The organism is Mesorhizobium sp. WSM4840, from assembly GCF_055811755.1.
In genome coordinates this window covers 1-26,528 of record NZ_JBVVQD010000053.1, presented here as the reverse complement: position 1 = coordinate 26,528, position 26,528 = coordinate 1, and the positions used below count along the sequence as shown (strand labels likewise).

The window sequence follows — 26,528 nt, the reverse complement described above, 5'->3', positions numbered from 1 at the left end:
GATGTCAGCTGCTTTCGTTCGAGCAGCACGATGTCGGTCCAGCCGAGCTTGGCCAGATGGTAGGCGACCGAGCAGCCTGAGACGCCGCCGCCAATGACAACGGCGCGAGCTTTGGACGGAATAATCAAGCGGTCTTACTCCCGTTACCAGACCAATCTATGTCGGATAAGCCTATGCCAGTCCGAGCAACTACACCGGCTGCCGATGCACACTTCGGCTCGCATGTCAGCCCGTTGTGCGACATTCAGGTCAGCGATCTCGTGACCATCCAATCCTGTAAACACATCCTGTTTGCCTGCCTTCGACACTTTTGACGTAACCAAGCACCACGTCGGTGGTCGCGACGGCCTTCGAACCCTGGAAGTAAGGACTGTAGAGCCGAGAGGACTCCTCGAGCATAGTCGGACTTACCAGATTGATCCGACGATCTTGGCGAAGCTCAATTGCAGCACTTCGGACAAATCCCTCGAGCGCGCCATTGACCATCGCGGATGATGTTCCGAGCGATATCGGATCGTCGTTCGTTGGACCGGAGGTCAACGTGAACGATCCTTCCTCACGAAGGAGTCTAAGCCCAAGTCTGACAAGGTTCACCTGCCCCATGAGTTTGCTTTGCAAGCCGATTGCGTATTGCTCGATGGTGAAGTCCGCGAGCGGGGCGAAATGAACCGCGCCCGCTGTGCATATCAGAGCATCGAACTCGCCGATCTGGCTGAACATTCGACTTATGGACGAGGGATTGTCGATATCGACCTGGAAATCGCCGGCGCTTCGGCCGACAGCGATGAGATCATGGCGCCTGGCGAGTTCGGCCGACACGGCCTTGCCGATCACGCCACTCGCACCAACATGAACGATTCTCACGAAGCACTCGCCTCTCTGCGCCTTACACGCCTAACGGTTCCAGCGAACGGCGAAGCTGCGCTTCCTGATCTGCGGAGAGCTTTCTCAATGGGCTGCGAACATTACCTGTTCCGTAGCCGCGCAGTTGCGCCGCTCGAAGTACCGACGGCGTATAGGGAGACCTCCAGATAAAGAGCAACGAGGGCAACATGCGCTGCCAGAGCGTTAGCGCCTGTTCGTATTCCTTGCGGTCCACCAATCTATATAGCTCGACCGCTTCAGAAGGCATGTAATTCGCACCACCCCATATGACGCCGCGGGCCCCGGCCATCAAAGCGTAGAGCGTGGTGGTGTCGCAGCCATTGAGCACCGTTCCGCTTGTCTGCAGGTACTCCTGATGGACAGTAAAGTCCCCTGCGCTGTCCTTGATGTAGTTAAAGTTCTTCAACTGGCTCAGGCGCTCAAACAGCTGTGGTGAAACCGAAATGCCGGTGGCCTGTGGGATGTTGTAGCCGACCAGGTCGACACCTAATTCAGCGTCGATTGCTTTGTAAAAGTCGAAGATTCCCTGCTCATCACTCGGACCCTCCAGGTAGGGTGGCAGAACCATCAATGCGTCGGCGCCGACGGACTCCGCGTGACGCGACCTTCTGATGACTTCGTCCATATTCAAAGCGGAGGTCTGGCAAATGACGTTGCAGCGACCAGCTATTCGCTTTGCGCCTACTTCGTAGAGGCGGTTGCACTCGGCCTCGGTAAGATAGGGGTGTTGCCCGGTGCCTGCGCCAAGCACCAGCCCGTGAACGCCCGCGGCGACGTACTTCTCGATCAGATCCTCGAAAATCGAGTAGTTGATCGCACCATTCTCATCGAACGGTGTCTGCATTGCTAGATTTATGCCCTTCAGGTCCGCCATGATCTCTCTCGTTGTATCTAGACTTCAGCGCCGGCCTGTCGGAAACGGACCGCGGTTACGATGCGAACGCCCATCGCTGTGACAGGCTTGGGATAAGGCTTGCTGGGACTTGCTCGCGTCTTCAGTATGTCGACCACCGGCGATGATCGCCCTGACGCCAGATCCGCCACGGCCTTGCCGAAGGCTGCTCCTCGCGCGACGCCTGTTCCGTTGCAGAATGCGGCGCCGTAGACCTTCTCCGCCAACTCGCCGAAGACCATTCCGCCATTTTGCGCGAGCGTAAGAAGGCCGCCCCAGCTGGCCTCGAAGCCGATCGGCGAGAGCTCCGGCCACCGCCGATCGAACGCGATCTGCTGCTGCACCCGAGCCCTCATCACGTCGTGCGTGGTGGTCTTGAAGTCAGTCGCATAGGAATAGACGTTGCGAAGGAACAGCCGGTTGTCGATCGTGCGACGAACCGTCGTGCCGAAGCTGTTGGCTGGAATAAGTCCGTAGGCTTTCTTATTTCCCACCCGCGAGAGCTCGCGCTCGGTGAGCTGTCGTGTCATGCTTGCAAAAGTGTACAGGGGTATGGCGCGGTTGTCGAAGAAGCCAAACTTCGTCAGATAGCCTGACGCGCAGATGATGACCTTCGAAGCCCTAATTGTTCCGGCGGGCGTCTCGCAGATGTGCTTCGGCGCACCGAACTGCACCGCCACGATGGGGGTGTTTTCGTGAACGGTGACGTTCGCGGGCAGGTTTCTTGTCGCGTTCTTGAGATACTTCGCAGGCTGGACCAATACGGTGCCGGGATGATGCAAGGCTTTGATATAGTGCTTGCTGCCGGTGATCGCCTGGATTTCGGGGGTCTCGACCCAGCTGTAATTCTGCCCAAGCTTATCCAGCGCCTTCGAAAAGCGGTGCAGGTCCTCCACCCCGTGAGCGGTGGCCGCGCTGTGGTATTTTCCTTGCGCGTCCCAGTCGCAATCGACCCCATACTCCTCGACGGCGCTTCGGATGTAGGCAATGCCGTCCAGGTTAACGAACAGCTCTTCCTTGTTCCCCTTGATGTCTTCGACGAAATCGCGTTTCCGAGGATTGTGCGCGAGATCGATGACGAAACCCATGCACCGTCCGGATGCATTGTTCCCAATGCGGCCGGCGTCTACGAGGACAACCGAAGACTGCGGGTTGAGTTCGGCAAATCGACGGGCCGCGTGCAGCCCCATCCAGCCGCCGCCAATCACCAGGCAGTCACACGCAACGTCGCCTTCTTGCGGCACCAGCGCCAACTCCGGCCCTGCCGCAGTGTACCAGCCGGACATAGTCGGTTCGGGGTGGGGCGGCTGAACGACTTTGCGCTCTTTGGTCGTTGTTTGGTTGAACGAATTCACTGCCAACTCGCTGAGTTAAGCGGCCGGTGAAGATGCTTGGCTACGATCCGCGGTCGCGTTAGTTTCCTGTTTGAATAGACCACCTGGCGGGTGTCTCGTAGACGGAAAAGATAGCGTCTGATATAGATCTGCTTCATGTCAAAGCTTCGCAGCCTGGTGCCCTCGACGCATTCGCTTTTTGTCTTCGAAGCGGCTGCCCGAACCCAAAGTTTCAAAAGCGCAGCCAGCGAGCTCAGCGTGACGCAACCGAGTGTCTCGCACTCGATCAAGATGTTCGAGAAGCATTGCGGGACCGCGCTCTTTGCCCGTGACAATCGAGGAGTGCAGCTGACGGAGGCTGGCAGGCAGCTCTACGATGAGGTGCGCACTAGCTTCCGCCGTCTGGAACAGCGGCTTGAGACCATTTCCGATCGCGGAACGAAGTACGTCACTTTTGCTGCGTCAACATCCCTCGCGGCACATTGGCTTGCGCCTCAGCTCTATCATTTCCAGGAAGAGCATCCGGACGTTAAGATCAAGGTGGTCGGCACCGATCGGGACATCGAACCCGATCACGAAGTAGACGTCACCGTATGGGTGCGGCCACGGGATTTTGATAGGGCCAACAGCTGGTTCGTATGCGACGAGATCATTTTCCCCGTCTGCTCCCCCGCATATCTTCTGGCGCACCCCGCTCCAAAGAGCGTCGATGAGCTGGTTCGACACCAGCTCATTCATTCGTCCGATGCCTTTCGCAAGCGAATGAGCTGGCCCGAATGGGTCGAGCTTGCAGGCGGAGATGCCAGCGAGACCAAACCGAACATTGTATTCAACGACTATCAGCTGGCGCTTCAGGCAGCTCTTGCAGGCGAAGGAATCTCGCTGGGATGGTCCCTGACCGCCCAACACCTGCTTAACAACCGCCTGCTGGTTCGGCCCATCGCGACTGAGATCAAGACCGACCGCGCCTTCTTCCTCTTGTCCAATGATGACGCAGGCAAAAACAAGAGGTGCAAGGTTCTGGTGGACTGGTTCCTCGCTCAGTCGAAGGAATTGCGCCCTTAGACTAGACGGCTACCGGTCAACGCTCCCTCGGTTCTTATACCCACCTCCGCGTCGCTTTTCGGGCTGTCCTTAACAGGTAGCGAGTGACTGCGCTGTCGACCCAGATATAAACTGAATTTAACGCCAGCGAAACCTTTTGCGAATTCTCAGGATGTTTGTTCGCCCCTATCATCAACGTCAATGAGCAGGCCCGCATTCCGTACGCGGACCGAGGAAAGTTCTTTTGACGGCGACCTTTTGCGCCCCTCTGGGAAAACGCGATGATGGACACTGATACCCCCGTAATCCGACGCCGCGGAGGACGCGCGTCGGTCGTAGCCGCCCGGGAAACAGAGAAGAGGCCCCGCGTCTCGACCATCAAGTACGGCATTCGGCCTGTGGAGGCCGTCACCGCCGAGCAGCTTGAGCGCATTCACCAGGCTTCGTTGGCGATCCTGCGCGAGATCGGAATCGAATTCCGGGATGAAACGGCGATTCGGCAATGGAAGGAGGCTGGCGCCGATGTCCAAGACCAACGTGTGCGCCTCGATGGCGAGATGCTGATGCATCTGATCTCGAAGGCCCCATCCCGCTTTGAGATGACGTCTCGCGATCCGTCGCAGCGTTTCGAGATCGCGCCAGACACAATGACCTTCGGCGCCATGCAAGGCGCGCCAAACGTCCGGGACCTTCAGGGTGTGCGACGCGCATCCACGATCGAGGATCTGCGGAACATGAACCGGCTGACCCAGATGCTGCCCGGGTTCCATATCGCCGGCGGGTTCACCTGTGAGCCGACCGACATCGCCGTTCCATGGCGCCATCTGCACATCAACCATTCGAGCCTGGCGGAAACGAACATGCCCTTCTTCGGTCTGACGACCGGGAAGCAGCGAGCCGAGGACTCGATCGCCATGGGGCAGATCGTCCACGGCAAGGCCTTTATGGATCAGAACGCGGTGATGCTCGGTCACGTCTCAGGAAACTCGCCGCTGGTCTGGGATTCGACCATGCTGGAAGGGCTCCGCGCTTTCGTTGAGGCGAACCAGGTCGTCCTGCTGTCGCCTTTTGTGCTCGGCGCTGCAAACACTCCAGCCGACATCCCGGCCACAATTGCCCAGTTGAACGCCGAGGCGCTCGCAGCGCTCGCCTACACCCAGCTGGTCAGGCCCGGCGCCAAAATGATCTATGGACAATATTCAGTCTCGGTGTCGATGCGCAGCGGCGCTCCGATGTCCGGCATGCCCGAAGTCACTCTGATCAACGCCGTCATCGGCCAACTGGCAAGGCGGTATGGCTTGCCGTGGCGAACGACTGCATCCCAGTCGTCCGCCAAGACGTTTGATGCTCAGTCCGGATACGAGTCGGCGATCGCTTACATGTCGGGAGCGAGCGCATGCGCGAATCTGATGATGCATGCGGGCGGCTGGGATGAGGCCGGCCTCGTATGCTGCATGGCGAAGTTTGTTGCCGATGCTGAACAGAACCTGCTGATTGAAAAATACGCGCAGGGGATTTCGTTCGAGCATTTCGACGAGGCTCTCAGGGCCGTGCGGCGCATCGGCCCGGGCGGCCACTATCTCGGAGATTCCTTCACGCTCAAGCGCTTCAAGGACGCATTCTTCGCGCCGGAGATCCTCGACTACCTCAGCTACGAGCAGTGGAAGGTCAAAGGCTCTAAGGACATGGCGCAGCGCTGCCGTGAGAAGGCGAAATCGATCATCGCGAGTTACGAGCAGCCGCCGATGGATCCAGCCGTGCGCGAGGAACTCGATGCATTCGTGGCGCAACGCCAGGAGGAAATTTCGCCAAGCATCGCCTAGGCCGCGGCCACGAACCCATGAGATCAAAGAATGAGATCAACGAACGGGAACACTAACAAGGGAGAAGAAAATGGGACTTTTCAAAAGCAATGGGAATCGCGTTCCGGCTTCCATCGAAAAGATGGCGAGCGACGTCAAAGCAGGACAAATGGACCGGCGCGAGTTTCTCGCGCTTGCAAGCACGTTCGGCGCCTCGGCCGCGATGGCCTACGGCCTGATCGGCGTAGCATTGCCGCAGCCAGCACGTGCCGCTGAGGCTAAGAAGGGCGGAACCCTGCGCGTGTCCATGCCCGTCAAGGCGCAGAAAGATCCACGTACCTATGACTGGGTGGAACTTGCCAATATTTCCCGTTGTTGGCTCGAGCCGCTGGTTCGCTACACACACGAATTCACGTTTGAACCTGTCCTGCTGGAAAGCTGGGAGGTCAATGACAATGCCACCGAGTATGTCTTCCATATCCGGGAGGGCGTTACCTGGAACAATGGCGACGCTTTCGACGCCGATGACGTGATCTTCAACATTACCCGCTGGTGCGAGAAGGGTGTCTCCGGCAATTCCATGGGCGCTCGCGTCGGTGGACTGATCGATGCCAAGACCGGCAAGGCGAGAGATGGAGCAATCGTCAAGGTCGATGATCATACGGTCAAGCTCCTGCTGAGTGAGCCAGACATCGCCATCATCGCCAACTGCACGGACTACCCCGGATTGATCGTTCATCGCAGTTTCGATGCCGGCGGTGCTGACCCGGTCGCAAAGCCGATCGGAACGGGGGCATTCGAACTGGTATCCTACTCGGTCGGCAGCAAGGCTGAGGTCAAGCGCCGCGAGAATGGCAAGTGGTGGGGCGGCGAAGCCCTGCTCGATGGCGTGCAATTCATCGACTACGGAACCGATTTCCAGGCGACAGTCTCCGCCTTCGACTCCGGCGAGATCGACGTCAATCTGGAGACACCAGCTGATTTCATCGACATTTTGGACAAGATGGACGTGGTCAAATCGGAGGTCGCTACCGCAACCACTCTGGTGTGTCGCACCAACACGGGCCACAAGCCGTATGACGACAAGAAGGTGCGCAACGCACTTCAGATGGCGGTCGACAATAACGCGGTGCTTAAGCTGGGATACGCAGGGCGCGGAACGGTCGGCGAAAACCATCACGTCAGCCCGATCCACCCGGAGTACTACCCTCTTCCCAAGAAGAGTCGAGACTTGGATGGTGCCAAGAAGCTCATAACTGCGTCGGGACATGCTGACTTCGAGCATGAGCTTATTTCGATCGACGAGGACTGGCAGAAGAATACTGGTGACGCCATTGCGGCGCAGCTGCGTGAGGCCGGCTTCAAGGTCAAGCGCACCGTGCTTCCGGGTTCGACTTTCTGGAACGACTGGGCGAAGTATCCCTATTCACTGACCGTTTGGTACATGCGGCCGCTCGGGGTTCAGGTCCTTGCGCTGGCTTATCGCACTGGCGAGGCGTGGAATGAGACTGCCTACGCAAACCCCGACTTCGATGCCAAACTCAAGAAGGCGTTCTCGGTAAGCGACGCCGCCAAGCGCAAGGAATTGATGAAGGACATCGAAGACGTGCTGCAGGATTCTGGGGTCATCATCCAGCCGTTCTGGCAAAGCCTCTTTGGTCACATGAACAAAAAAGTTCAGAACTATGCAATCCACCAGACTTTCCAGATGGATTTGCAGAAAGTCTGGCTGGCAGCCTAGTCGACTCCCAAGGCTCCAACCGGAAGCCTGGTCGGTGCCCCATCGAGCATGGGGTACCGACCTCCTTTGAACTATGCACGAGGCGACCCGACATGGCCGACGACGAGATCATCCTTTCGGAGCTTTCCGACGACGAGTTGGTGCAGCAGATGCACGACGACCTCTATGACGGGCTGAAGGAAGAGATCGAGGAAGGCACCAATATCCTCCTGGAGCGCGGCTGGCAGCCCTACACCGTGCTCACCGAGGCTCTGGTTGAAGGCATGCGCATCGTCGGCGAGGATTTCCGCGACGGCATCCTGTTCGTACCGGAAGTGCTTCTGTCCGCCAACGCCATGAAAGCCGGCATGTTCATCCTGCGACCGCTGCTCGTCGCCACCGGCGCGCCGAAGCAGGGCAAAATGGTGATCGGCACCGTCAAGGGCGACATCCATGACATCGGCAAGAACCTCGTCGGCATGATGATGGAAGGCGCCGGCTTCGACGTCATCGATCTCGGCATCAACAATGCGGTCGAGAAATATATGGCAGCGATTGAGGAGCATAAGCCAGACATCGTCGGCATGTCGGCGCTTTTGACCACGACCATGCCCTACATGAAGGTCGTCATCGACACGATGAAGGAAAAGGGCATCCGCGACGACTACGTCGTGCTGGTCGGCGGCGCGCCATTGAACGAGGAATTCGGCAAGGCCGTCGGCGCCGATGCCTATTGCCGCGATGCGGCTGTGGCGGTCGAAACTGCCAAGGACTTCATGAAACGCAAGCACAACACGCGCAGTTGATGGCGGCGGCGCCCATCCTGCAAGACGCTGGTGCCAACGCCCCGCTCGATGTTGATCACCGTCAACGAGGATGTATGACCTTATGAATGCGCCATTTTCAGCGGGAGACCGTTCGCGGATCGTCGGATGGAATCCCAGCCGGGAGGTGATCGACACTGAAGACGTGTACCGACTGGTCATTCTTGCACTTCCGGGATTTTCCCAGCTCGGCCTTTCATCCTTCGTGGATCCGCTTCGCCTTGCCAATTCCATCTCCGGCCGATCCTGCTTCGACTGGACGATCGCGAGCCCGGATGGCCAGCCGGTTGAATGCGCCAGCGGGTTCATCTTTTCGGTCGGCAGTGATTTTTCCGGCACTGGAGAATGCATTCAGTCCGGCAAGGGACCAAGCATGGTCATCGTCTGCGCTGGCGAACGGGTCCAAAAGCAGATGTCGACTTCCCTCACGAAGATTCTTCGGCTTTGCAAGCGGCACGGGGTTCCAATCGCGGCGTTGGGTACTGCGACATGGCTGCTGGCGGAAAGCGGGTTACTCGATGATACCGCTTGCACAATCCATTGGGACAAGAGGGCCGCCCTGTCTGAAAAGTTTGGCCGCCTCCAGGTTACCGACCAACTGTTCGTTCGCGATCCTCACCTCCTGACTTGCGCAGGAGAATTTGCGTCCTTCGACCTCGTTATGGAGCTGATCAGCGAGCGCCTTGGCAGAGACACGGCATTGGCTGTGTGTCGACATACGACTGCCGGGCATTGGCGCCCCGCTTCAGATAAACAATCGACCGTCAACGCTGGTGAAACCGGTATCTGCAAGTCGCTGGCAGACGTCATTCGAATCATGGAGGAGCATATTGAGGACCCACTGCCGCTCCGCTACATCGCAAAATGCGTCGGCCGCTCGCAGCGTCAGATCGAACGGCTTTTCCAGCGGTCGATTACGTCGTCTCCCATGCGATTCTACCTGCATTTGAGACTTAGCCGGGCCAAGCGTCTCATTGAACAGACAGAATTGCCCATGGTCGAGATCGCAATCGCATGCGGTTTCGCGTCGGCCTCGCATTTTTCGAAATGCTTCCGCCAGGCCTTCGGCGCCAATCCAAGTGCCTGTCGAGGCTGATGGCTCACAATTCCCAGATGAATTGATCTTACGCCGGGCAATATTTTTCCCGCCTTCCGCAGCTCGGAGCCCCGAGCCAAATTCCAGCAATCCGGCGGTACACCGAGACATCTTCAGCAGCAGATACCATCAAAAATGTCCTCGTTTTCGATCGTGAACAACAAAATTGATCCGACGCGCCGGGCAATGGCGCTGAAGCCGGATGGAACCATAGACGAAAACGATCGGGTGGAGATCGGACCGACAGATGTCGCCTTCGCCGAGTGGGCAGCCTTGGGCCTCACGCCTCCCAACCTGGAACGGATGAGGAAAACCCGTCTGGCCCGCATCGTGCAACAGCTGCGCCAACGGGACTACGCCGGCGTGCTGTGCTACGATCCACTGAACATCCGATATGCAACTGACTCCTCGAACATGCATATTTGGATCACGCACAATCCATCACGTGCTGTTTTTGTTTCAGCCGATGGATACGTTGTCCTTTGGGACTTCCACCGCTGCGGCCACCTTTCGGAGCATCTACCATTGGTGAACGAGATTCGCACGGACGGTGCGGGTTTTTACTACTTTGTGGCTGGCGACCAGGAGGAAGCCGTTGCCAAGGGTTTTGCAGGGCAAATTGATGAGCTGTTGCGAACGCATGGAGGCAGGAACCGCCGACTTGCAGTTGACAAGATTGAGATTCCCGGCTTGCGCGCACTGGACGCCGCCGGCATCGAAATCTGCAACGGCATGCAACTCATGGAGCATGCAAGGGCTGTAAAGGGCATCGACGAGACCAATGCCATGCGCTGCGCTCTTGCAACATGCGAGATCGCAGTCGCAAAAATGCGCGAGGTTTTGCAACCAGGCATTGCAGAAACCGAATTGTGGTCGGTTCTCCATGCTGAAAACATCGCGCGCGGAGGCGAATGGATCGAGACGCGAATCTTGACTTCTGGCCCGAGGACAAATCCTTGGATGCAGGAAGCAGGGCCGCGAAGGATAGGGTCAGGAGATCTGGTTGCCTTCGATACCGATATGGTGGGACCATACGGTATGTGCGCAGACTTTTCGCGAACTTGGTTTTGCGGCGATGGGCGCCCAAGCGATGAACAACGCAGACTTCATGCCATAGCTCTGGAGCACGTAACGACCAACATGGACCTCTTGCGGCCAGGTATCTCCTTCACTGAACTCACCAAGCGCGGCCACAAACTACCTGAAGAATTCGTTGATCAACGATACGGTGTAATGATGCATGGTATCGGTCTGTGTGACGAATATCCTGCAATCTATTACCCCGAAGATTTTATTCCTGGGGCGTTCGACTACATCCTCGAGCCAGGCATGACATTGTGCGTCGAAGCTTACATTGGTGCCGTCGGGGGCCGTGAAGGCGTAAAACTCGAAGAGCAGGTCCTGATAACAGAGGGCGGCTGTGAGAAGCTCACGAGGTGTCCTTTCGACGCCGCGTTAATGAGTTGAGCCGCTGTCCTTGAGCCAGAGAGGGCGGACGCGGTTAGGCTAAGATTTGGAATCCCCCGGCGCAACCACAAGGTTAGTGACTTAGCTTGAAACCGCCGCCCTGAATTTGGTGGGCGGTTGGCCATAGGTCTGACGGAAGAGCCTCGAGAAATGCGAGGCGTTCTCAAACCCGACCTCGACGGCGATCTCGATCATCGGAGCACGGGTCTGCATCAGGAGGTGCTTCGCCCGCTCCAGACGCACCCTTGTGTAAACAATCGCCGGAGAGCTGTTTGTCTTCTCCATGAAGAGGCGCTCGAGTTGCCTTCGGGACAGTCCTACCAAGGCAGCCACCTTGGGAATGGAGATCGTATTCTCGATGTGATTCTCCATGATGATGAGCGCCGCCTTGAGCCGAGGATCCTGGCACTCGATGAAGGTCGGGCTGTGCGGCTGGATGTCGGACGGCGCGCGCGCCCTCTCGATCTGCAACACTTCGAGGGCGTTTCTCTCTGCCTCTCTACCAATATGGCGTCTAACGATTGACGCCGCCATGTCTGCTGCGCTGCTGCCCCCAGCACATGATCCCCTGGTGCGATCAAGATTGAACAGACGGTCCGCCCTGACCTCGTGATCCGGGAAACGCTCGCGGAAAGCCTGATAGTGCAGCCAGCTGACGCAGGTCGTGTGGTACTTCATCAGGCCAGCCTCGGCCAGGATGAACGTTCCCGTGCAGACCCCGATCAAGGGGACCTTGCTAGCGGCGACTCGCTTCAGGTAGCTGACCGTCTCGCTGTCGACTGGAAATTCACTGTTCAGCAGCCCACCCACGACCACGATGTAGTTGAACTCGGCCGGGTCAACGAAATCCGAGGTCGGCGCGACCTGGACGCCGCAACTGGAGGTGATCAGGTTTCGGGTGCTCGCCAGGAGCTGCCAATCGGCCAAAATCCTGCCGGATTTGTCGGTTTCGTCGCTCGCCAATCTGAGCGTGTCGACGAACAGCGCGAACGCGGAAAGGGTGAACGAACGAGCCAGCACAAAGCCGATCTTCAATCGGCTGAGCCCGGGCGCTTCTTGTGCTGATTTCATGACCGGCGGCCTATGTCATTGGGTAACAGCGCCATCGCTTCGATCCTGCTCATTCTTATCAGACTTGGAAACCGGGGCAGCCGGTACTCGTGGAGGCAGAATACTTCCTCGCCGCAAGTTTCACCGTTAGGCGGCCTCTCTCGTTGCCAGATCGTCGATGGCCATCCGAAGCGCCAGCATCTTTTGTGCTGGTAGAGCGCGCAGCGGACGGCGCGGTTTTCCAGCGTCGTACCCGGTGATCTTCGATGCAGCATAAACCGATTGCACATAGTCGCCCTGCCAAAGGAGCGACATGATGAACTCAAGGGGCTTCCATCGCTCGCGGACGAGCTGCCAGTCCTGGGCCTCCGCGGCTTCGACGACGCCGAGGCAGGATTTGGGCGCAATGTTTGCGCCTCCCCATATCAAGCCGCGAGCACCCGCGAAAAGAGCGTAAGGGACCAACGGGTCTGCGCCATTTATGACGGGAAGACCCGTGCGGATTAGGGACGCCTGCTTGGCGAGATCGCCGCTGCTGTCTTTGACTGTGTGGAAATTGGGGATCTCGCAGAGACGTTGAATAAGGCTTGGAGTGACCTCAACGCCTACGGCCTGAGGCACGTTATAGCCGATGATCGGAAGACCGCCGTTAGAGACTTCGGAATAGAAGGCCACGATGTCGTCGTGGTCGGTCGGCCCTTCGAAAAACGGCGGTAGGACCATTACACCATCCGCGCCACAGTCGGCGGCATGCTTGGTACGCTCTATGACCTCCTCGACGAGAAGCGCGGACGTCTGGACTATGATTTTTGCGCGGCCATTGATGATTCTGCTGCCCCGCTGCGCAAGCTCCTTGGATTCTTCCTTGGAAAGGTACACATGCATCCCAGTGCCGGAGCTAAGCACGAAGCCCTTTATCCCGGCAGCAAGGTAGCGTTCGACAAGTCCCCGCAAACGGGTCCAATCGATATGACCAGAGGCGTCAAACGGTGTTGTGATCGCCAGGTTCAAGCCGGGAAATGGAAAGTCAGACATCTTTTTTCTCAGGTCTCCAATGCTTCCAGCTTGGGGAATGCGAATGTCTTTGAATGCTAGCCGAGGCGGGTATGGTTTCGATGCTGGTGGCAGTGGCGGCCGGACGATTGCTCCGGGTCGGCTGGCATTCGCGTAACTCCTGTCCGACGTTGGACCGGGAAACGCCGCGTTCTCTATCGATCAACCATAAGATGCCACTGGAGAGCCAAAGCAGGATTCCTGCGGAACAACTCCCAGGCCAGGCCCGCTCGGAAGCCTGATGTGTCCTCCTTCAATGGACACTCCGTTCTTCTCGTCATAGTGGCCTTCGATATACGGTGCCGCGATCCACACGCCCTCGTTCAGGCGCGGACTGACGGTGGCACCGATTTGAACACAAGCGGCGGCGAGGATGTCGCCGCCCCACCCATCATCGCAAGTGTGGGGCATTGAACGTGCCTCGCAAAGATCACGCACCGTTGCCATTGCATGGAGACCACCAATGCGGGTCACCTTCATTCCGAAGCCGTCGCATACTCCCTCTCCAATCGCACGGATCACAGCGGAAAGGTCCTCTGTATTTTCGTCGAGATATACAGCGTGGTGCAGTTGATTGCGGATGGCCTTGATCTCTTCGAACGTATTGCAGGGCTGTTCCAAAATGAGCGGAACATCGAGGCACTCGCGACTGAGCCGCAGTGTGTCGCGGGCAGTCAGGGATCGGTTGGCATCGGCTGCGAGCCGGACGCAATCCCCGACACGCTCCCAGACCTTGCGCACCACGGCAATGTCGATCTCAACCGGTCGCCCGCCGATCTTGATCTGGAGGCGCGGATAGCCTTCCGCAACACGCTCCGCCGCAATACGCGCAACCTCATCGGGCTCGCCTATGCCCAACGCATAATATGACGGAACCCGTTCGGTCACGGCGCCGCCAAGAAGATCGGCGACGCGCATGCCAAACTGCTTGCCCATGATGTCGTATGCCGCCATATCCACGGCTGCCTTGGCATATCGGTGGCCATTCAGGAGGCCATCCATCCGGCGTCGAAGGGCTACTGGCTGAAGCGGGTCGGCTCCGATCAGTCCCTGAGCCATCTCGTCCAGTGCAGCACGGGCACCTTTTGCATGCTGCGGCTGGTAGGTCGTGCCCAAGGGGCAGGTTTCGCCCCAACCGATGAGACCATTGTCGATCACGACCTTAACGATCGTAGTATCGAGCGCATACACCTTGACGCCGCCCATCGTGTAGGGGCCGTTCTTGACCGGCAGATCATGCGCGAAGACGTGAACTTCCTTGATTTTCATGTCGTTCCAATCTGAAGGTAATATTTTTTGCGGGGCAAAACGTGCGAACGTCGGTTAGACAGTCGGCCCGGCAAGGTTAGTGATTTCGGTACGGCTATTCCTCACGCGCTCTCCACTCTTTCCAACGGAAATAGAGGTTCGCGCCAATCTCGGCGAAAGGCGATGGTACGAGCTTCGATGGTTGTGGTTCAGCCATGAAATGCGCGGAAATTTTCGAAGGCCGGTTCAACAACGTGTCGGCCGCGGCGATGCCGGTTAGCGTACTGCGCACAGTTCCCAGGCCGTTGCAGCAGCAAGCCGCGAAAAGGCCCGGCTCAAGTTCGCGCATCACCGAGACGCCGTTCCAGGTCAGGCAGAGGTGTCCAGCCCAACTGTATTCCATCGGAACATCGGCGATCGCGGGAAAGCGGTCGGCGAATTTTCGCCGATGAACCTTTGCCGCACGGGCGACCGCTGACTTCGACGGCACCATCCCAGGCAGATAGCTGGCGCAGGTCCGGGTGATGATGCGGTTTCCGCCCTGTGCCGTATCGATGCGTCTCATCGTCGTCCCCATCGGGTCGGACGGGGTAATGCCCCAACGAGGCTGCCCTCCCAGCCTGGAAAGGGCTCCAGCGTCGAGCTCGACAGTCATCGAGGCGTACAGGAAAACGTGCATGAGTCGCTTGCGTGCGAAGCCGAAGCTCTCCAGGTGCCCGTTGTTGGCAAGAATGACCTTCGCCGCGGCGACACGGCCATTGGGCGTTGTAAGTATCCAATCTTGGTTCACTCTTGCAAGCTTTGAGACAGGGGATCTCTCAAACACGAACACGCCGTCGCGTCGAAGGCCTACACCAAGCGACCGGATATACCCCGCCGGCTGGATCATCACTGTTCCGGGCGTGTAAAGGCCAGATGTGTAGTGGCGACTTCCCGTTACCTCTTGCATCGCCTTGCCATCGAGCATCTCGCTGGCTTCGCCCAATTCAGTGAGGTGTTTCGCATAACTTGCGTTGAGGTTGCGCGCTGTCTCGCTGGCTGCTCCGTTGATCTTGCCCGCTGGATCGAAATAGGCGGCGTCGATTCCATACTCTTCGACGCACTCCTTCGCGAAGGAAATGGCCGCGCGATTCAGCGCGATCATTTGCTTGTCGTCCTCGACACCCTTTCCGGCATAGTCATCGGACTGCACATCGTGAGGCAGGTCGATCATGAAGCCTGAGTTGCGGCCGGAAGCGCCTTCGGCGAGACCGCTGGCCTCAAGAACCGCGATACGAAGATTCGCGTCTTGTTGGCGCAGACGTTTGGCGGCTGAAAGACCAGCGAAGCCGCCGCCAACTATGGCGACATCGACACGGATGTCCCCATCAACGGGCGCGGAATAGGGTTGGGCCGGGAGGATGGCGTTCCAGGCTGCAGGCCCCCGTTGGACCGGCAGCCTTTCAGCCTTGTGGACGGTCACGCGACCGCCTCGTCTGCGTCATCGGTGAGATCAAGCCAGATGGTCTTGATTCTGGTGTACTGGTCGTGGGCCTGGATGCCGTTGTCGCGGCCGCCGAAGCCGGAAGACTTGAAGCCCCCGAAGGGCGTTGTGATGTCTCCCTCGCCGAAGCTGTTGACGGTCACGGTGCCCGCCCGGATCGCACGTGCTCCCCTTATGGCTCGTTTCGCGTTCGATGTGTAGATCGACGCACACAGTCCGTACTCTGTGTCGTTGGCAAGCGTAATGGCTTCATCGAAACTCTCGACAGTCAGCACCGTGAGGATCGGTCCGAAAATCTCTTCCCGCACGACCTTCGCGTCGCGGTCGCTGACGTCCAGGATCGTGGGTTCCACGAACCCACCCTTGGCCTTTCCGCCGAGCAGCACCTTCTGGCCCTTCTCGAGATAGGAGCAGACTTTTTCGAGGTGCGCCTTGGAAACCAGCGCACCCACCCGATTCTCGGGATTCAGCGGGTCGCCCATCGGCCACTCCCTGGCATGCGCGATAACCCGCTTGAGGAGTTCGTCCTTGATGCCGCGTTGAACGATGAGCCGCGAGGAGGCAGAGCAGTTTTGTCCCATATTCCAGAACGCGCCGTTCACGACGTGGGCGGCGACGCGATCGATATTCTCCGCGTCGTCCAGCACGATGGCCGGGTTCTTGCCGCCCATTTCCAATGTCACTTCCTTGAGGTTCGACTCGGCCGAATAGCGCGGAAAGCGTCTTCCGGTCTCCGTCGAGCCCGTGAACGACACCATATCCACATCCATGTGTCGCCCAAGCGGCTCCCCGACTTCGGAGCCACCGCCCGGCAGCACGTTGAAGACGCCGGAGGGGATGCCCGCCTCCATCGCAAGCTCGGCGACACGCAGCGCGGTCAAGGTCGTTTCCTTGGCCGGCTTGACGATGATCGAATTGCCCGCGGCGAGTGCCGGTCCGATCTTCCAGGCCAGCATCAGCAGCGGGAAATTCCAGGGCAGGACCAAGCCCACGACGCCGACGGGTTCGCGGACGATCATCGCGATGTGGTTGTCGGAGGCCGGCGCCACCTGATCGTAGACCTTGTCGATCAATTCTGCATGCCAGGCAAGGCAGTGGATGGTTTCAGGGACATCGACGTTCTCGCAATCGTAGATCGTCTTGCCGCTGTCGAGGCTTTCCAGAACGGCCAGTTCATGGGCGTTGCGCTTCATGAGCTTGGTGAGACGGATGAGGGCTTCCTTACGCGCCGATGGATGAAGGCGCGACCAGCGACCGTCCTCGAACGCGTCGCGCGCCTTTTGTACGGCTAAGGCGACGTCCTCGGGACCGCAGGAGGCAATCTTCGCCAGCACCTTGCCCGTGGCCGGATTGGTCGTTTCGAATGTTTTCCCCGAGATTGCCGGTCTGAAGCTGCCGTCGATGAATGCCTGTGTCGGAAACTCCAACTTGGCGGCAATCGCCACATATTCCTCGTGTGTCAGAAGATTGCCCATGCTCATGCCTCCGCTTCAATTTCCGCAATCGTGCACTTCAGGACCCGCACGACCTGTTCCAGTTGGCGCATATCGTCCTTGTTCAATCCCTTTAGCGGTGGTCGTGGGGGGCCAGCATGGAATCCAGCCATTTCACAGCCGTGCTTGATGCATTGAATAAATTTCCCGCCCTGCTCCAGCACGCGCATCAGAGGCATTAGCGCGGACATGATCCGACGCCCCCTGGCAAAATTGCCCTCGACCGCGCATGCGCGGTAAAGCGCGACATGTTCCTTCTGCAGGAAGTTCGAGCCCCCGCAGACCCAGCTGCGCGCTCCCCACGCAAAGAACTCCAAGGCCTGGTCGTCCATTCCGCAGGACATCTGGATGTGCGGGTAGTCGCGGGCGAGCAGATGTACCCGGTTGATGTCGCCGGAGCTCTCCTTGATGGCGCAGAAATTGCGGCTGCGGGCGACGCGGTCGAGGAAATCCTCGCCCATGTTGATCCCCATGCGGCCCGGGTAGTTATAGAGCATGATCGGGAGGTCCGCCGCCCTGTCGATCGCCAAGGCGTTTAGGGCGTTTTCGCGCTCCGTCGGCACCGAATAAGGCGGCGATCCGACGAGAATGGCCGAGGCGCCGATCTTGGCCGCCGTTTCGGCCATCAGGATCGAGTCCTGCAGCCGGATAGCGACTGTGCCTACGGTGAGAGACACGCGATCGCCGATGACTTCCTTGGCGAGCTTCGCCATTTCGATGCGTTCGTCCATCGACTGCGCATAGTATTCGCCCGTCGACCCACCGCTGATGACGCCGTGCACACCTGATGCTATCAGGTGCTCGACAATTTTGACGAACGCATCGCGATCGATTGAACCGTCGTCACAATGTGGCGTGATGACGGGAGTGTATATCCCCTCGAATTTCATCAGATACTCCTCAACCTAAACTGTCAGGCACCCGTCCCAGTGGAACGAAAAAGGTTGCCGGCGCTACGAAGCTCTCGATCTGAGCGCGGGACAGTTCCCAGTGCGCTATCGATAGCTCGGCGCAGCCTTCTGCATCCCCCGCGTCGATAAGCTCGATGAACTGATCGTGCTGTTGAACGGCTGTCGCCCGTTGGGCGGCCAGGTCGGCATTTCGCGGGCTGTAGAACGTCATCCCGATGCGCGTGTGATCAATTAGCAATCGCTTCAGGCTGGGCATCAGAAATTCGTTGTCTGCCATCTCGCCCATGATCGAGTGGAAGCGCTCATTGGTCAGCGCGCGTTGCTCGGTGTCACCATCCCGGATAGCGGCGCGAAACAGAAGCTGCGTGTCCTTCAACCGCATGATCTGTGGCGGGGTCGCGTTTTGGGCAGCCAGCCGGCCGATTGCTGCATACACCATCGGCGCCGCGATGAAAAAATTCCTTAGCGTCTTGTGGTTCATCGGGACGACCTGAGCGCCGCGATTCTCGTGGAGAACCACGTAGCCTTCTCCGGCAAGTTGTCGGAGCAGTTCGCGCACCGGAGGACGGGACATGCCATACAACTCGGCGATCTCGGTCTCGTCGAGATAGCTCCCTGGCTCCAGCTTCTCCGTCAGAATGCGGCGGCGCAGGTCCTCCAAGCAATTGCTTTTGTTTCGTTTCGCGTCACCGGGCATGGATGATCCTCACAAGGGTTTCGTCCTGCGATTTATCACAATCTTTGTAGCGCGTAATAATACATATTGTCTATTCAGAAAATTTATGTTGTAAGAAAAAAAACGGCATAAGGGAACAGCGAATGGATATCCAGGGTGAAGAGCCCGTCATTCGATGCGATGGCGTCTGGAAGGTATTCGGCGCCAAGGCCAAGGAGGCGATCCGCGCTGTCAAGGCTGGAGAGCTGAACAAAGCTCAAATCCGCGACAAGCTCGACTGCGTCGTTGGGGTCAGTGACGCCACCTTCAGCGTCGGCCGCGGTGAGATATTCTGCATCATGGGGCTGTCAGGATCGGGGAAGTCGACCCTGATCCGACACATCAACCGATTGATCGAGCCTACCGACGGTGCGATTTACATTGAAGGCCGAAACGTCAATGCCATGAGCGCGACGGAACTGCGTCGGATCCGCGCCGAAACCATCGGCATGGTCTTCCAAAACATGGCTTTGATGCCCCACCGCAATGTCCGGGACAACGTAGCCTTCGCCCTGGAGGTGAGAGGCGTAGCCGAAGACAAGCGCCGCGAGGTTGCCCGGCAGGCTATTGAGGCGGTGGAGCTCACCGGGTGGGACCTCAAATACCCTGATGAGCTTTCCGGCGGCATGCAACAGCGCGTGGGTCTGGCGCGCGCCATAGCGGCCAATCCCTCGATCCTGCTGATGGACGAACCGTTTTCCGCGCTCGATCCGCTTATCCGCCACCAGTTGCAGGGCACCTTCATGGAGCTCTCCGCCGAACTCCATAAGACCACCGTGTTCATCACGCATGATCTGTCCGAGGCGATCCGCATCGGCGACCGCATCGCCATCATGAAGGACGGCGTTCTGGTGCAGATCGGGACGCCAGAGGAGATTGTCACAAACCCCGTGGACGAATACGTCGCGCAATTCGTCGGCGGCATCTCCAAACTCGATCTTGTCACCGCCGCCAAGGTGATGCTGCCACTTGAGCAGTACCGACAGACCAACGGCTCGGCCGATACCGCAAATTGGCCAGTCGCCCGGCCCGACGACAAGCTCAACACATTGGTAAACCTGTCCATCGGAACCGCCCATCCCATCCTGGTGAGAGACGGCGACGTCGTTGCCGGTGTCGTGACCAAGGACGCTTTGCTGCGGGGCATTCAAGGCCGGGACCACTCCAGCCCGGCCAAACGGGAGATCAATTGATGGCCGACGAACAGACCTTCAACTGGCTAAATCCGTTCGAGGGCATCGATCTGAAAATCGCTGATCATTCCGACGGCATAAAGCAGTGGGCGATTGACAACCGCGAAGCAATCCAGCCCTTCAAAATCTTCCTCGATGGCGTGATTCAAAGCATCGAACGAGCTTTTCTGGCGATTCCGCCGCTCGTCATGCTCGCAATCATCGTGTTGATCGCCTGGCAAGCGGCAGGCCGCCGGACCGCCATCTACGTTGCAGTCGCTTTGACTGTCCTCGGGTTTCTGTCGCCAGAAGCGTGGTCACTGGCGATGACGACGCTGGCTATCGTGATGTCTGCGGTGATCCTCTCCGTGATCATCGGCCTTCCTCTCGGAATCTTCGCAGGCAAGAGCGATCGTTTCGAAGCTGTACTTCGGCCCCTCCTGGACACGATGCAGACCATTCCAGCCTTCGTCTACCTGGTTCCCGTCGTCATGCTTATTGGAATTGGCAATGTCTCGGGCGTCCTGGTCACGGTCATATTCGCGCTCGCCCCGTTGATAAGGCTCACCTCACTGGGCATCCGCACGGTAAATCCAAGCGTCGTCGAAGCGGCCCGCGCGTTCGGTGCCTCACCGTCACAGATCATGTTCAAGGTCGAGCTGCCGATGGCCACGCCGACCATTTTCGCGGGTCTCAATCAGACCATCATGCTGTCGCTGTCGATGGTGGTCATCGCGTCGATGATCTCGGTCCGCGGCCTTGGCAACGAAGTACTGCGCGCAATGGGACGTCTAGATGCCGGAAAGGCAATCGTCGGCGGGCTTGGAATCGTGATCCTAGCAATAGTCCTCGACCGCATCACCCAGGGCCTGAATCAGTCGAGGCGCGACAGAGGCCATCGCCACTGGTGGCAGAGCGGGCCTGTCGGGCTGATCACCAACCTGTTCCACAAGCATGCCTGACGAGAACCAATTTCACATTCAACAAGGGAGAAATCGCATGAAACTCTTTTCGGTGACTACAGCGATCGTCCTATCGCTTACCGCAAGTCCGCTCTTTGCCAAGGACAAGCCAGGCGAAGGCGTTACCGTACGGCCGGTGATACAGCCAGCGATCGAGGAGATGTTCCAGGCGCGGGTCATCTTCCGTGCGCTCCAGGACCTAGGCTATACCGTTGCCGAACCGCAGGAGGTTATCGCCCAGACCGCACATCTCGCCGTTGGCACCGGTGATGCCGATTTCTTCACCGACAGCTGGGATCAGCTGCATGAAGCATTCTTCAAAGAAGCGGGTGGACCGGAGAAGATTAGCAAAGTCGGCACCTTGGTCGAAGGCGCGCTCCAGGGATATCTGGTCGACAAGGCCAGCTACGACGCCGGGGTCAAGAACCTGGGCGACCTGAAAGACCCGAAGATCGTTGCCAAGTTCGACGAGGACGGCGATGGCAAGGCCGATCTCGCCGGCTGCGTGCCCGGCTGGGGATGCGAGCGCGTGATCGAGCATCAATTGACCGAGTACGGCCTGCGTGACACGGTCACGCACAACCAGGGCGAATACAACGCGATCATCGCCGATACGATCGCACGTGCCAAGAACGGGAAGCCCGTCCTCTACTACACCTGGACGCCCTATTGGGTCTCGGGCGCGCTGGTTCCAGGCAAGGACGTGGAATGGCTGAGCGTGCCTTACAGCTCTCTGCCGGATGGTGCCAAAGCGAACACCGAGTTCGATGGCAAGAATCTGGGCTTCGCGGTGGACAGCCTGCGGATTGTTGCTCGCAACGATTTCCTTAAGGCCAATCCGGCGGCGGCCAAACTGTTTGAATTCGCGAAGATCGACATCAAAGACATCTCGGCTGAGAACAAATTGATCGCCGACGGCGAAAAGAATTCCGCCGACATCGACAAGCATGTCGAGACCTGGATCGCGGCCCACCGCGATGCGTACGACGGCTGGCTCCAAGCGGCCCGCGAAACTGTGAAATGATTGTCGACAGCGGGGCGCTCCAGGCAGCGCCCCGCAACTTATTTTTTTGCCCCTCCGCCCGCCGCCATAGGCACGATCTCAGCAGCGAATAACCGCCTTGGCGGAGTGATGTCATGGAAGAGCACATCGAGCGCGCGTCAGCGATTCGGAGCTCGTTCACCGGCTTGGCATGCCTTCCAGGCAGTTGGAGCGGTTGATCGAGCGGTACGGGCCTACATCGCCTAAAGGACCAAGAAATCGCTCTTGCACGCGGGCTCACTTCGACGTCGCATTTTTTGAAGGCCTTATCGAGGGCATTTCAGCAACACGCCGGGTAGCCAGGACTGACTCTAATTGAAAGTGAGCAGGAAGGGACTGATGAGCTATTTCAGGGGAAAGACCGCCTTGGTGACAGGTGCCGCCGGCGGCATCGGAGCGGCGATCGTCAAGCAGCTGCGAGCTGAAGGCGTAAGGGTCGCCGTAGCGGATCGCGACGTGGCGGGCGTGGACGCCGAGGCGCATCTGCCTGGCGACTTGCTTGATGCAAGCTATGCGGACAGTTTGTCCGCAGCCGCATTTGCGGCACTGGGCGGCCTGGACATTTTGGTCAACAACGCCGGCGTGATCACGCGGGGCTCGGTAGCCAACACAACGGACGCCGACTGGGCCTTGTCACTCGGCGTGAATGTAGAGGCCCCGTTTCGTGTGTGCCGGGGCGCCATTCCTATCATGGCGGATCGAGGTGGCGGCGCGATCGTCAACGTGTCGTCATGCTGGGGTGTTCGGCCGGGTCCGAACCACGCCGTATACTGCATGACCAAGGCTGCCGTTGCCTCGTTGACCCAGTGCATGGGCATGGATCACGCCCACCAGAACATTCGGGTCAATGCCGTGTGCCCCAACGAGGTCAACACGCCAATGCTTCGAACAGGCTTTATCAAACGCGGCTTCGACCCGGACACGGCGGTTGCCGAATTGGGAAAGACCGTTCCGATTGGGCGGATTGCTGAGACGGACGATATTGCCGCGGTGGTCCTGTTTCTTGCCTCTGACGCCGCCCGCTACATGTGCGGCTCGCTGGTTGAGGTCAATGGTGGAAAGCCCGTGGGATGAACAGGTTCGCAGGCAAAGTCGCCCTTGTCACAGGCGGTCGCACCGGTCTCGGTCTAGCCATTGCGCGCCGGTTACGAGACGAGGGGGCGCGGGTATTCACGGCACAACGTGGCGAGGACCAGGAGTTCGAAGGGATAGCCGTTGATTTCACCGACCCATTCGCTGCGTCCGGCGCTGTGCAGTCAGTTGCCGGCCGTGCCGGACGGCTCGACGTTTTGATAAACAACGCCGGCATGATGCAAGAAGCCCTCGTGGAGGACTTGAGCATCGAGGACTGGCAGCGGACGATAGCGGTAAATCTGACAACGCCATTTGCCATGATCAAAGCAGCACTCTCCCATCTCCGCGCGGTTGGCGGGACGATCGTCAATATTGGTTCGATCGAGGGGCTCGGCTCCAACCCGAGACACGCTGCCTATTGCGCTTCCAAGGCTGGAATTCACGGTCTTACCCGCGCGGTTGCGGTCGACCACAGTGCCGAAGGCGTCCGATGCAATGCTGTTGCACCAGGGTGGATCGACACCGTTCTGAATGTTGACTTCATCGAAAGCATGCCCGATCCGGCAGGGTTCCGCCGGGATATTGGCAAAATTCATCCGGTGGGACGCACCGGAAAGCCCGAAGAGGTCGCAAGTCTGGTGGCTTGGTTGGCATCGGACGAGTCGTCGTTTGTGACAGGTCAGGTCTGGACCATAGACGGCGGTCGAATGGCGAAGCTTAGTCTACCGCAATGACCAGTCAGCCGGCCGATCTTGCGCCAGCCGCCGTCTTCCGAATTTTCACCGCTTAAGGGAGAACGAGTATGAGCAAAGAGGCAGCGAAATTGACCCCATCAACCCGCATTCCAACGACCATGTCCGGCGTGGTGCTGACCGGACATGGCGGCTTCGACAAGCTGCAATTCAAGACCGACCTCTCGGTTCCACAACCGGGACCGGGCGAGGTTCTCATAAAGGTGGCTGCGGCCGCGATTAACAACACCGATATCAATACCCGGATCGGCTGGTATTCCAAGGGAGTGAGGAGCGGTACTTCCGAAGGCGGTTCCTCCGGATTTGAGTCGTCGGAGGATGACGACGCGAGTTGGACAGGAATGGCGTTGTCCTTCCCTCGCATTCAAGGCGCAGATTGCTGTGGCCACATCGTGTCTGTTGGAGAGGGTGTCGATGATGGGCGGATCGGCGAACGGGTGATCGTGCGGAATTTGCTTCGCACCTATGTGGACTATCGACCTTGGGAATGCTGGACATTTGGATCGGAATGCGACGGCGCATTCGCGCAATACGCGAAAGCGCCATCGCGTGAGACGTTCAAGGTCGACTGCGATTGGAGCGACGTCGAATTGGCTGCGGTGCCCTGTGCCTATTCGACCGCCGAAGGCATGTTGCATCGGGCAGACGTGAGGGCTGGCGAGACTGTGCTCATGACGGGCTCATCCGGTGGCGTCGGGTCCGCTGCAGTCCAATTGGCAAAACGGCGTGGGGCCATCGTCATCGCGGCTGCAGGCCAAAGCAAGGCCGCCACGGTACGCGATCTCGGTGCTGATCGCGTGGTGTTGCGTGGCGACAGTCTCGCCGACGCCGTAGGAAAGGACTCGATCGATGTTGTCATCGACGTCGCGGCAGGCCCGCAGTTTCCGCAGTTGCTGGACGTATTGAGGCGTGGCGGACGCTATGCTGTCGCCGGTGCAATTGCCGGACCGATTGTCGAGCTTGATGTCCGCACGCTCTATCTCAAAGATCTGAGCTTCTTTGGCTGCACATTCCAGGAGGACATAGTCTTCGAAAACCTCGTGTCTTACATCGAAGGCGGCGAAATCAAGCCGCACATCGGCAAGACCTATCCATTGGAAAACATCGTCCAGGCGCAGGAGGACTTCCTGTCCAAGAAAATCAGCGGCAAGCTGGCTCTCGTCATACCCAAGTGAAAGCGACAAAAATGCTCGACCTCAAAATCCAGAAAATCGACGTCTTCCAAGTCAACCTCCCCTATTCTGGCGGCGTCTATCTCCTTTCGGGTGGACGAGAATACCGCAGCTTCGATGCGACGATCGTCCGCGTGACCACGAACACCGGGATCGAGGGATGGGGCGAAAGTACGCCATTCGGTGCAACCTATATTGCGTCCCATGCTCTTGGCACGCGAGCGGGAATCGCCGAGATCGCGCCTTCATTGCTGGGCCACGATCCTCGCCAGGTCGACCGTATCAATGATGCGATGGATTCCGCTCTGATCGGCCACAATCACGCCAAAACAGCACTCGACGTCGCGTGTTGGGATATCTTTGGCAAGTCGGTCGGTCTGCCGGTTTGCGAACTCCTCGGAGGCGGAACAGGAAAACCCCTACCGATGATTTCGTCGATCTACGCTGGCGATCCGGAAGAGATGCGCCGCCGCACGGCGGACCATCGCGCGAGGGGATACCTGGGACATTCAGTCAAGATAGGGGCCTTGGACAGCGAAGGAGGACCGGCGCTTGATGCCGAACGTATCGCAGCATGCCTGGCCGACAAGAAACCAGGCGAGTTTTTTATTGTCGATGCGAACGGCGGTCTCCTTCCCGAAACTGCGCTGAGGATGCTGCGGTTGCTGCCGCACGGGCTGGACTTCGTCTTGGAGGCCCCCTGTGCGACGATCCGGGAAACCATGTCTTTGCGCAAGCGCTGTCCCTACCCCATCGTGATCGATGAGCTCGCCCAACTCGACGAAGACATTGCCTTCATTGTGGCTAACGATTTGGCCGACGGCATCGGTCTCAAGATTTCGAAAGCCGGTGGTCTGACCCATGGCCGCCGGCATCGCGACATCTGCCGTGCTGCAGGTCTCACTGTGAGTGTCCAGGAAACTGCCGGTTCCGCCATCGCCTTCGCCGCAATCGTCCATCTTGGCGCCACCGTGCCCACGCGTTTGCTGCGCTGTGTGCTGAAAAGCGATGACATGGTTACGGTGAAAACGGCCAAATTCAACGCGCAATATGGCGACGGGGGCGTGATCCCGCCGAACCTGCCAGGGCTCGGAATCGAGGTTGATCGTACCGTTCTCGGCGAGCCTATCATGGTTTGGGGAGATTAGGTTGACCAGCAGGCTTCACGTGCTGGCATGCGAGTGCCCCTGCTTTGCCACGGGGCGCCCGCCGTCTTCTTTGCTACCGTTCCACGCCGATGAGTCCTAACCGAATCAGGGTCTAGTGTCATGATCGCGTAATTCGTGCGATTATTGCGTTGATTCGATTGGAGATGCGATGCATGGGACGAGTTGCTG

General features: G+C 58.6%; 24 protein-coding genes. 13 read left to right on the top strand and 11 right to left on the bottom strand.

Going from position 1 to position 26,528, the window contains the following annotated elements; all coding sequences use genetic code 11:
- The 4 genes from AC0L3I_RS34955 to AC0L3I_RS34940 form a co-directional block, all read right to left on the bottom strand.
- Positions 1 to 128: FAD-dependent oxidoreductase (locus AC0L3I_RS34955; RefSeq protein WP_473529976.1), on the bottom strand; the 128-nt coding region annotated here is incomplete at its 3' end.
- A gap of 121 nt (positions 129 to 249) precedes the next feature.
- Positions 250 to 864 (bottom strand): short chain dehydrogenase, encoded by a 615-nt coding sequence (locus tag AC0L3I_RS34950; protein WP_473529975.1) that lies wholly within the window; start codon positions 862 to 864, stop codon positions 250 to 252.
- Between the two features lie 22 nt (positions 865 to 886).
- Entirely contained in the window at positions 887 to 1,759 is an 873-nt protein-coding gene (locus AC0L3I_RS34945; RefSeq protein WP_473529974.1) for a dihydrodipicolinate synthase family protein, read from the bottom strand.
- Between the two features lie 17 nt (positions 1,760 to 1,776).
- Complete coding sequence (locus tag AC0L3I_RS34940; protein ID WP_473529973.1) at positions 1,777 to 3,132, bottom strand: NAD(P)/FAD-dependent oxidoreductase; 1,356 nt, start codon at positions 3,130 to 3,132, stop codon at positions 1,777 to 1,779.
- 135 nt (positions 3,133 to 3,267) lie between these two features.
- Here AC0L3I_RS34940 and AC0L3I_RS34935 point away from each other — a divergent pair, with 135 nt between their 5' ends.
- The 6 genes from AC0L3I_RS34935 (at position 3,268) to dddP (ending at position 11,064) form a co-directional block, all read left to right on the top strand.
- Complete coding sequence (locus tag AC0L3I_RS34935) at positions 3,268 to 4,176, top strand: LysR substrate-binding domain-containing protein (protein WP_473529972.1); 909 nt, start codon at positions 3,268 to 3,270, stop codon at positions 4,174 to 4,176.
- A 260-nt stretch (positions 4,177 to 4,436) separates the two neighbouring features.
- Positions 4,437 to 5,978, top strand: a complete 1,542-nt coding sequence (locus AC0L3I_RS34930; protein ID WP_473529971.1) for a trimethylamine methyltransferase family protein — start codon at positions 4,437 to 4,439, stop codon at positions 5,976 to 5,978.
- Between the two features lie 70 nt (positions 5,979 to 6,048).
- A complete protein-coding gene (locus AC0L3I_RS34925) occupies positions 6,049 to 7,698 on the top strand; it encodes an ABC transporter substrate-binding protein (protein WP_473529970.1) in 1,650 nt (549 codons plus the stop codon).
- A 92-nt stretch (positions 7,699 to 7,790) separates the two neighbouring features.
- Positions 7,791 to 8,483: a corrinoid protein gene (locus AC0L3I_RS34920; RefSeq protein WP_473529969.1), complete on the top strand. Its 693-nt coding sequence runs from the start codon at positions 7,791 to 7,793 to the stop codon at positions 8,481 to 8,483.
- A gap of 82 nt (positions 8,484 to 8,565) precedes the next feature.
- Positions 8,566 to 9,597, top strand: a complete 1,032-nt coding sequence (locus tag AC0L3I_RS34915) for a GlxA family transcriptional regulator (RefSeq protein ID WP_473529968.1) — start codon at positions 8,566 to 8,568, stop codon at positions 9,595 to 9,597.
- 135 nt (positions 9,598 to 9,732) lie between these two features.
- Positions 9,733 to 11,064, top strand: coding sequence for a dimethylsulfonioproprionate lyase DddP (gene dddP, locus AC0L3I_RS34910; protein WP_473529967.1), 1,332 nt, complete (start codon positions 9,733 to 9,735; stop codon positions 11,062 to 11,064).
- An 81-nt stretch (positions 11,065 to 11,145) separates the two neighbouring features.
- Here the strand turns inward: dddP and AC0L3I_RS34905 are convergent, their stop codons facing one another.
- The 7 genes from AC0L3I_RS34905 to AC0L3I_RS34875 all read right to left on the bottom strand — a co-directional run bounded on the left by AC0L3I_RS34905 (position 11,146) and on the right by AC0L3I_RS34875 (position 18,999).
- Positions 11,146 to 12,135, bottom strand: coding sequence for a GlxA family transcriptional regulator (locus AC0L3I_RS34905; protein WP_473529966.1), 990 nt, complete (start codon positions 12,133 to 12,135; stop codon positions 11,146 to 11,148).
- Between the two features lie 126 nt (positions 12,136 to 12,261).
- Positions 12,262 to 13,149 (bottom strand): dihydrodipicolinate synthase family protein, encoded by an 888-nt coding sequence (locus AC0L3I_RS34900; protein WP_473529965.1) that lies wholly within the window; start codon positions 13,147 to 13,149, stop codon positions 12,262 to 12,264.
- A 180-nt stretch (positions 13,150 to 13,329) separates the two neighbouring features.
- A complete protein-coding gene (locus AC0L3I_RS34895) occupies positions 13,330 to 14,436 on the bottom strand; it encodes a mandelate racemase/muconate lactonizing enzyme family protein (protein ID WP_473529964.1) in 1,107 nt (368 codons plus the stop codon).
- A 94-nt stretch (positions 14,437 to 14,530) separates the two neighbouring features.
- Positions 14,531 to 15,877 carry an NAD(P)/FAD-dependent oxidoreductase gene (locus AC0L3I_RS34890; RefSeq protein ID WP_473529963.1) on the bottom strand — a complete coding sequence of 449 codons (1,347 nt, stop codon included), beginning with the start codon at positions 15,875 to 15,877 and terminating at the stop codon, positions 14,531 to 14,533.
- The gene (locus tag AC0L3I_RS34885; RefSeq protein WP_473529962.1) at positions 15,874 to 17,373 is read right to left on the bottom strand and encodes an aldehyde dehydrogenase; all 1,500 of its coding nucleotides are present in this window, start codon (positions 17,371 to 17,373) and stop codon (positions 15,874 to 15,876) included. Before AC0L3I_RS34885 ends, AC0L3I_RS34890 begins: the two co-directional genes overlap by 4 nt.
- A gap of 2 nt (positions 17,374 to 17,375) precedes the next feature.
- On the bottom strand, positions 17,376 to 18,281 hold the full coding sequence (locus AC0L3I_RS34880) for a dihydrodipicolinate synthase family protein (protein ID WP_473529961.1): 906 nt from the start codon (positions 18,279 to 18,281) through the stop codon (positions 17,376 to 17,378).
- Positions 18,282 to 18,291: 10 nt separating this feature from the next.
- Positions 18,292 to 18,999 carry a GntR family transcriptional regulator gene (locus AC0L3I_RS34875; RefSeq protein WP_473529960.1) on the bottom strand — a complete coding sequence of 236 codons (708 nt, stop codon included), beginning with the start codon at positions 18,997 to 18,999 and terminating at the stop codon, positions 18,292 to 18,294.
- A gap of 122 nt (positions 19,000 to 19,121) precedes the next feature.
- Between AC0L3I_RS34875 and AC0L3I_RS34870 the strand changes: the two genes are divergently transcribed.
- The 7 genes from AC0L3I_RS34870 (at position 19,122) to AC0L3I_RS34840 (ending at position 26,339) form a co-directional block, all read left to right on the top strand.
- Positions 19,122 to 20,210, top strand: a complete 1,089-nt coding sequence (locus tag AC0L3I_RS34870; RefSeq protein WP_473529959.1) for a quaternary amine ABC transporter ATP-binding protein — start codon at positions 19,122 to 19,124, stop codon at positions 20,208 to 20,210.
- Entirely contained in the window at positions 20,210 to 21,151 is a 942-nt protein-coding gene (locus AC0L3I_RS34865; RefSeq protein WP_473529958.1) for an ABC transporter permease, read from the top strand. The genes AC0L3I_RS34870 and AC0L3I_RS34865 overlap by 1 nt, the downstream gene beginning before the upstream one ends.
- A gap of 37 nt (positions 21,152 to 21,188) precedes the next feature.
- Positions 21,189 to 22,175: a glycine betaine/L-proline ABC transporter substrate-binding protein ProX gene (proX, locus tag AC0L3I_RS34860; RefSeq protein WP_473529957.1), complete on the top strand. Its 987-nt coding sequence runs from the start codon at positions 21,189 to 21,191 to the stop codon at positions 22,173 to 22,175.
- A gap of 357 nt (positions 22,176 to 22,532) precedes the next feature.
- On the top strand, positions 22,533 to 23,267 hold the full coding sequence (locus AC0L3I_RS34855) for an SDR family NAD(P)-dependent oxidoreductase (RefSeq protein WP_473529956.1): 735 nt from the start codon (positions 22,533 to 22,535) through the stop codon (positions 23,265 to 23,267).
- Positions 23,264 to 24,001, top strand: coding sequence for an SDR family NAD(P)-dependent oxidoreductase (locus AC0L3I_RS34850; protein ID WP_473529955.1), 738 nt, complete (start codon positions 23,264 to 23,266; stop codon positions 23,999 to 24,001). The genes AC0L3I_RS34855 and AC0L3I_RS34850 overlap by 4 nt, the downstream gene beginning before the upstream one ends.
- 68 nt (positions 24,002 to 24,069) lie before the next feature.
- A complete protein-coding gene (locus AC0L3I_RS34845) occupies positions 24,070 to 25,194 on the top strand; it encodes an alcohol dehydrogenase family protein (RefSeq protein WP_473529954.1) in 1,125 nt (374 codons plus the stop codon).
- A gap of 11 nt (positions 25,195 to 25,205) precedes the next feature.
- Positions 25,206 to 26,339, top strand: a complete 1,134-nt coding sequence (locus tag AC0L3I_RS34840; protein WP_473529953.1) for a mandelate racemase/muconate lactonizing enzyme family protein — start codon at positions 25,206 to 25,208, stop codon at positions 26,337 to 26,339.
- Positions 26,340 to 26,528 lie beyond the last annotated feature (189 nt).

Bases quoted from the DNA above. Each gene is read 5' to 3' on its own strand.
- AC0L3I_RS34865 (WP_473529958.1), top strand. From the start codon at position 20,210: ATGGCCGACGAACAGACCTTCAACTGGCTAAATCCGTTCGAGGGCATC.
- AC0L3I_RS34920 (WP_473529969.1), top strand. From the start codon at position 7,791: ATGGCCGACGACGAGATCATCCTTTCGGAGCTTTCCGACGACGAGTTG.
- AC0L3I_RS34930 (WP_473529971.1), top strand. From the start codon at position 4,437: ATGATGGACACTGATACCCCCGTAATCCGACGCCGCGGAGGACGCGCG.
- proX (WP_473529957.1), top strand. From the start codon at position 21,189: ATGAAACTCTTTTCGGTGACTACAGCGATCGTCCTATCGCTTACCGCA.
- AC0L3I_RS34850 (WP_473529955.1), top strand. From the start codon at position 23,264: ATGAACAGGTTCGCAGGCAAAGTCGCCCTTGTCACAGGCGGTCGCACC.
- AC0L3I_RS34915 (WP_473529968.1), top strand. From the start codon at position 8,566: ATGAATGCGCCATTTTCAGCGGGAGACCGTTCGCGGATCGTCGGATGG.
- AC0L3I_RS34845 (WP_473529954.1), top strand. From the start codon at position 24,070: ATGAGCAAAGAGGCAGCGAAATTGACCCCATCAACCCGCATTCCAACG.
- dddP (WP_473529967.1), top strand. From the start codon at position 9,733: ATGTCCTCGTTTTCGATCGTGAACAACAAAATTGATCCGACGCGCCGG.
- AC0L3I_RS34870 (WP_473529959.1), top strand. From the start codon at position 19,122: ATGGATATCCAGGGTGAAGAGCCCGTCATTCGATGCGATGGCGTCTGG.
- AC0L3I_RS34935 (WP_473529972.1), top strand. From the start codon at position 3,268: ATGTCAAAGCTTCGCAGCCTGGTGCCCTCGACGCATTCGCTTTTTGTC.
- AC0L3I_RS34855 (WP_473529956.1), top strand. From the start codon at position 22,533: ATGAGCTATTTCAGGGGAAAGACCGCCTTGGTGACAGGTGCCGCCGGC.
- AC0L3I_RS34905 (WP_473529966.1), bottom strand. From the start codon at position 12,135: ATGAAATCAGCACAAGAAGCGCCCGGGCTCAGCCGATTGAAGATCGGC.
- AC0L3I_RS34880 (WP_473529961.1), bottom strand. From the start codon at position 18,281: ATGAAATTCGAGGGGATATACACTCCCGTCATCACGCCACATTGTGAC.
- AC0L3I_RS34840 (WP_473529953.1), top strand. From the start codon at position 25,206: ATGCTCGACCTCAAAATCCAGAAAATCGACGTCTTCCAAGTCAACCTC.
- AC0L3I_RS34925 (WP_473529970.1), top strand. From the start codon at position 6,049: ATGGGACTTTTCAAAAGCAATGGGAATCGCGTTCCGGCTTCCATCGAA.
- AC0L3I_RS34895 (WP_473529964.1), bottom strand. From the start codon at position 14,436: ATGAAAATCAAGGAAGTTCACGTCTTCGCGCATGATCTGCCGGTCAAG.
- AC0L3I_RS34945 (WP_473529974.1), bottom strand. From the start codon at position 1,759: ATGGCGGACCTGAAGGGCATAAATCTAGCAATGCAGACACCGTTCGAT.
- AC0L3I_RS34875 (WP_473529960.1), bottom strand. From the start codon at position 18,999: ATGCCCGGTGACGCGAAACGAAACAAAAGCAATTGCTTGGAGGACCTG.
- AC0L3I_RS34885 (WP_473529962.1), bottom strand. From the start codon at position 17,373: ATGGGCAATCTTCTGACACACGAGGAATATGTGGCGATTGCCGCCAAG.
- AC0L3I_RS34900 (WP_473529965.1), bottom strand. From the start codon at position 13,149: ATGTCTGACTTTCCATTTCCCGGCTTGAACCTGGCGATCACAACACCG.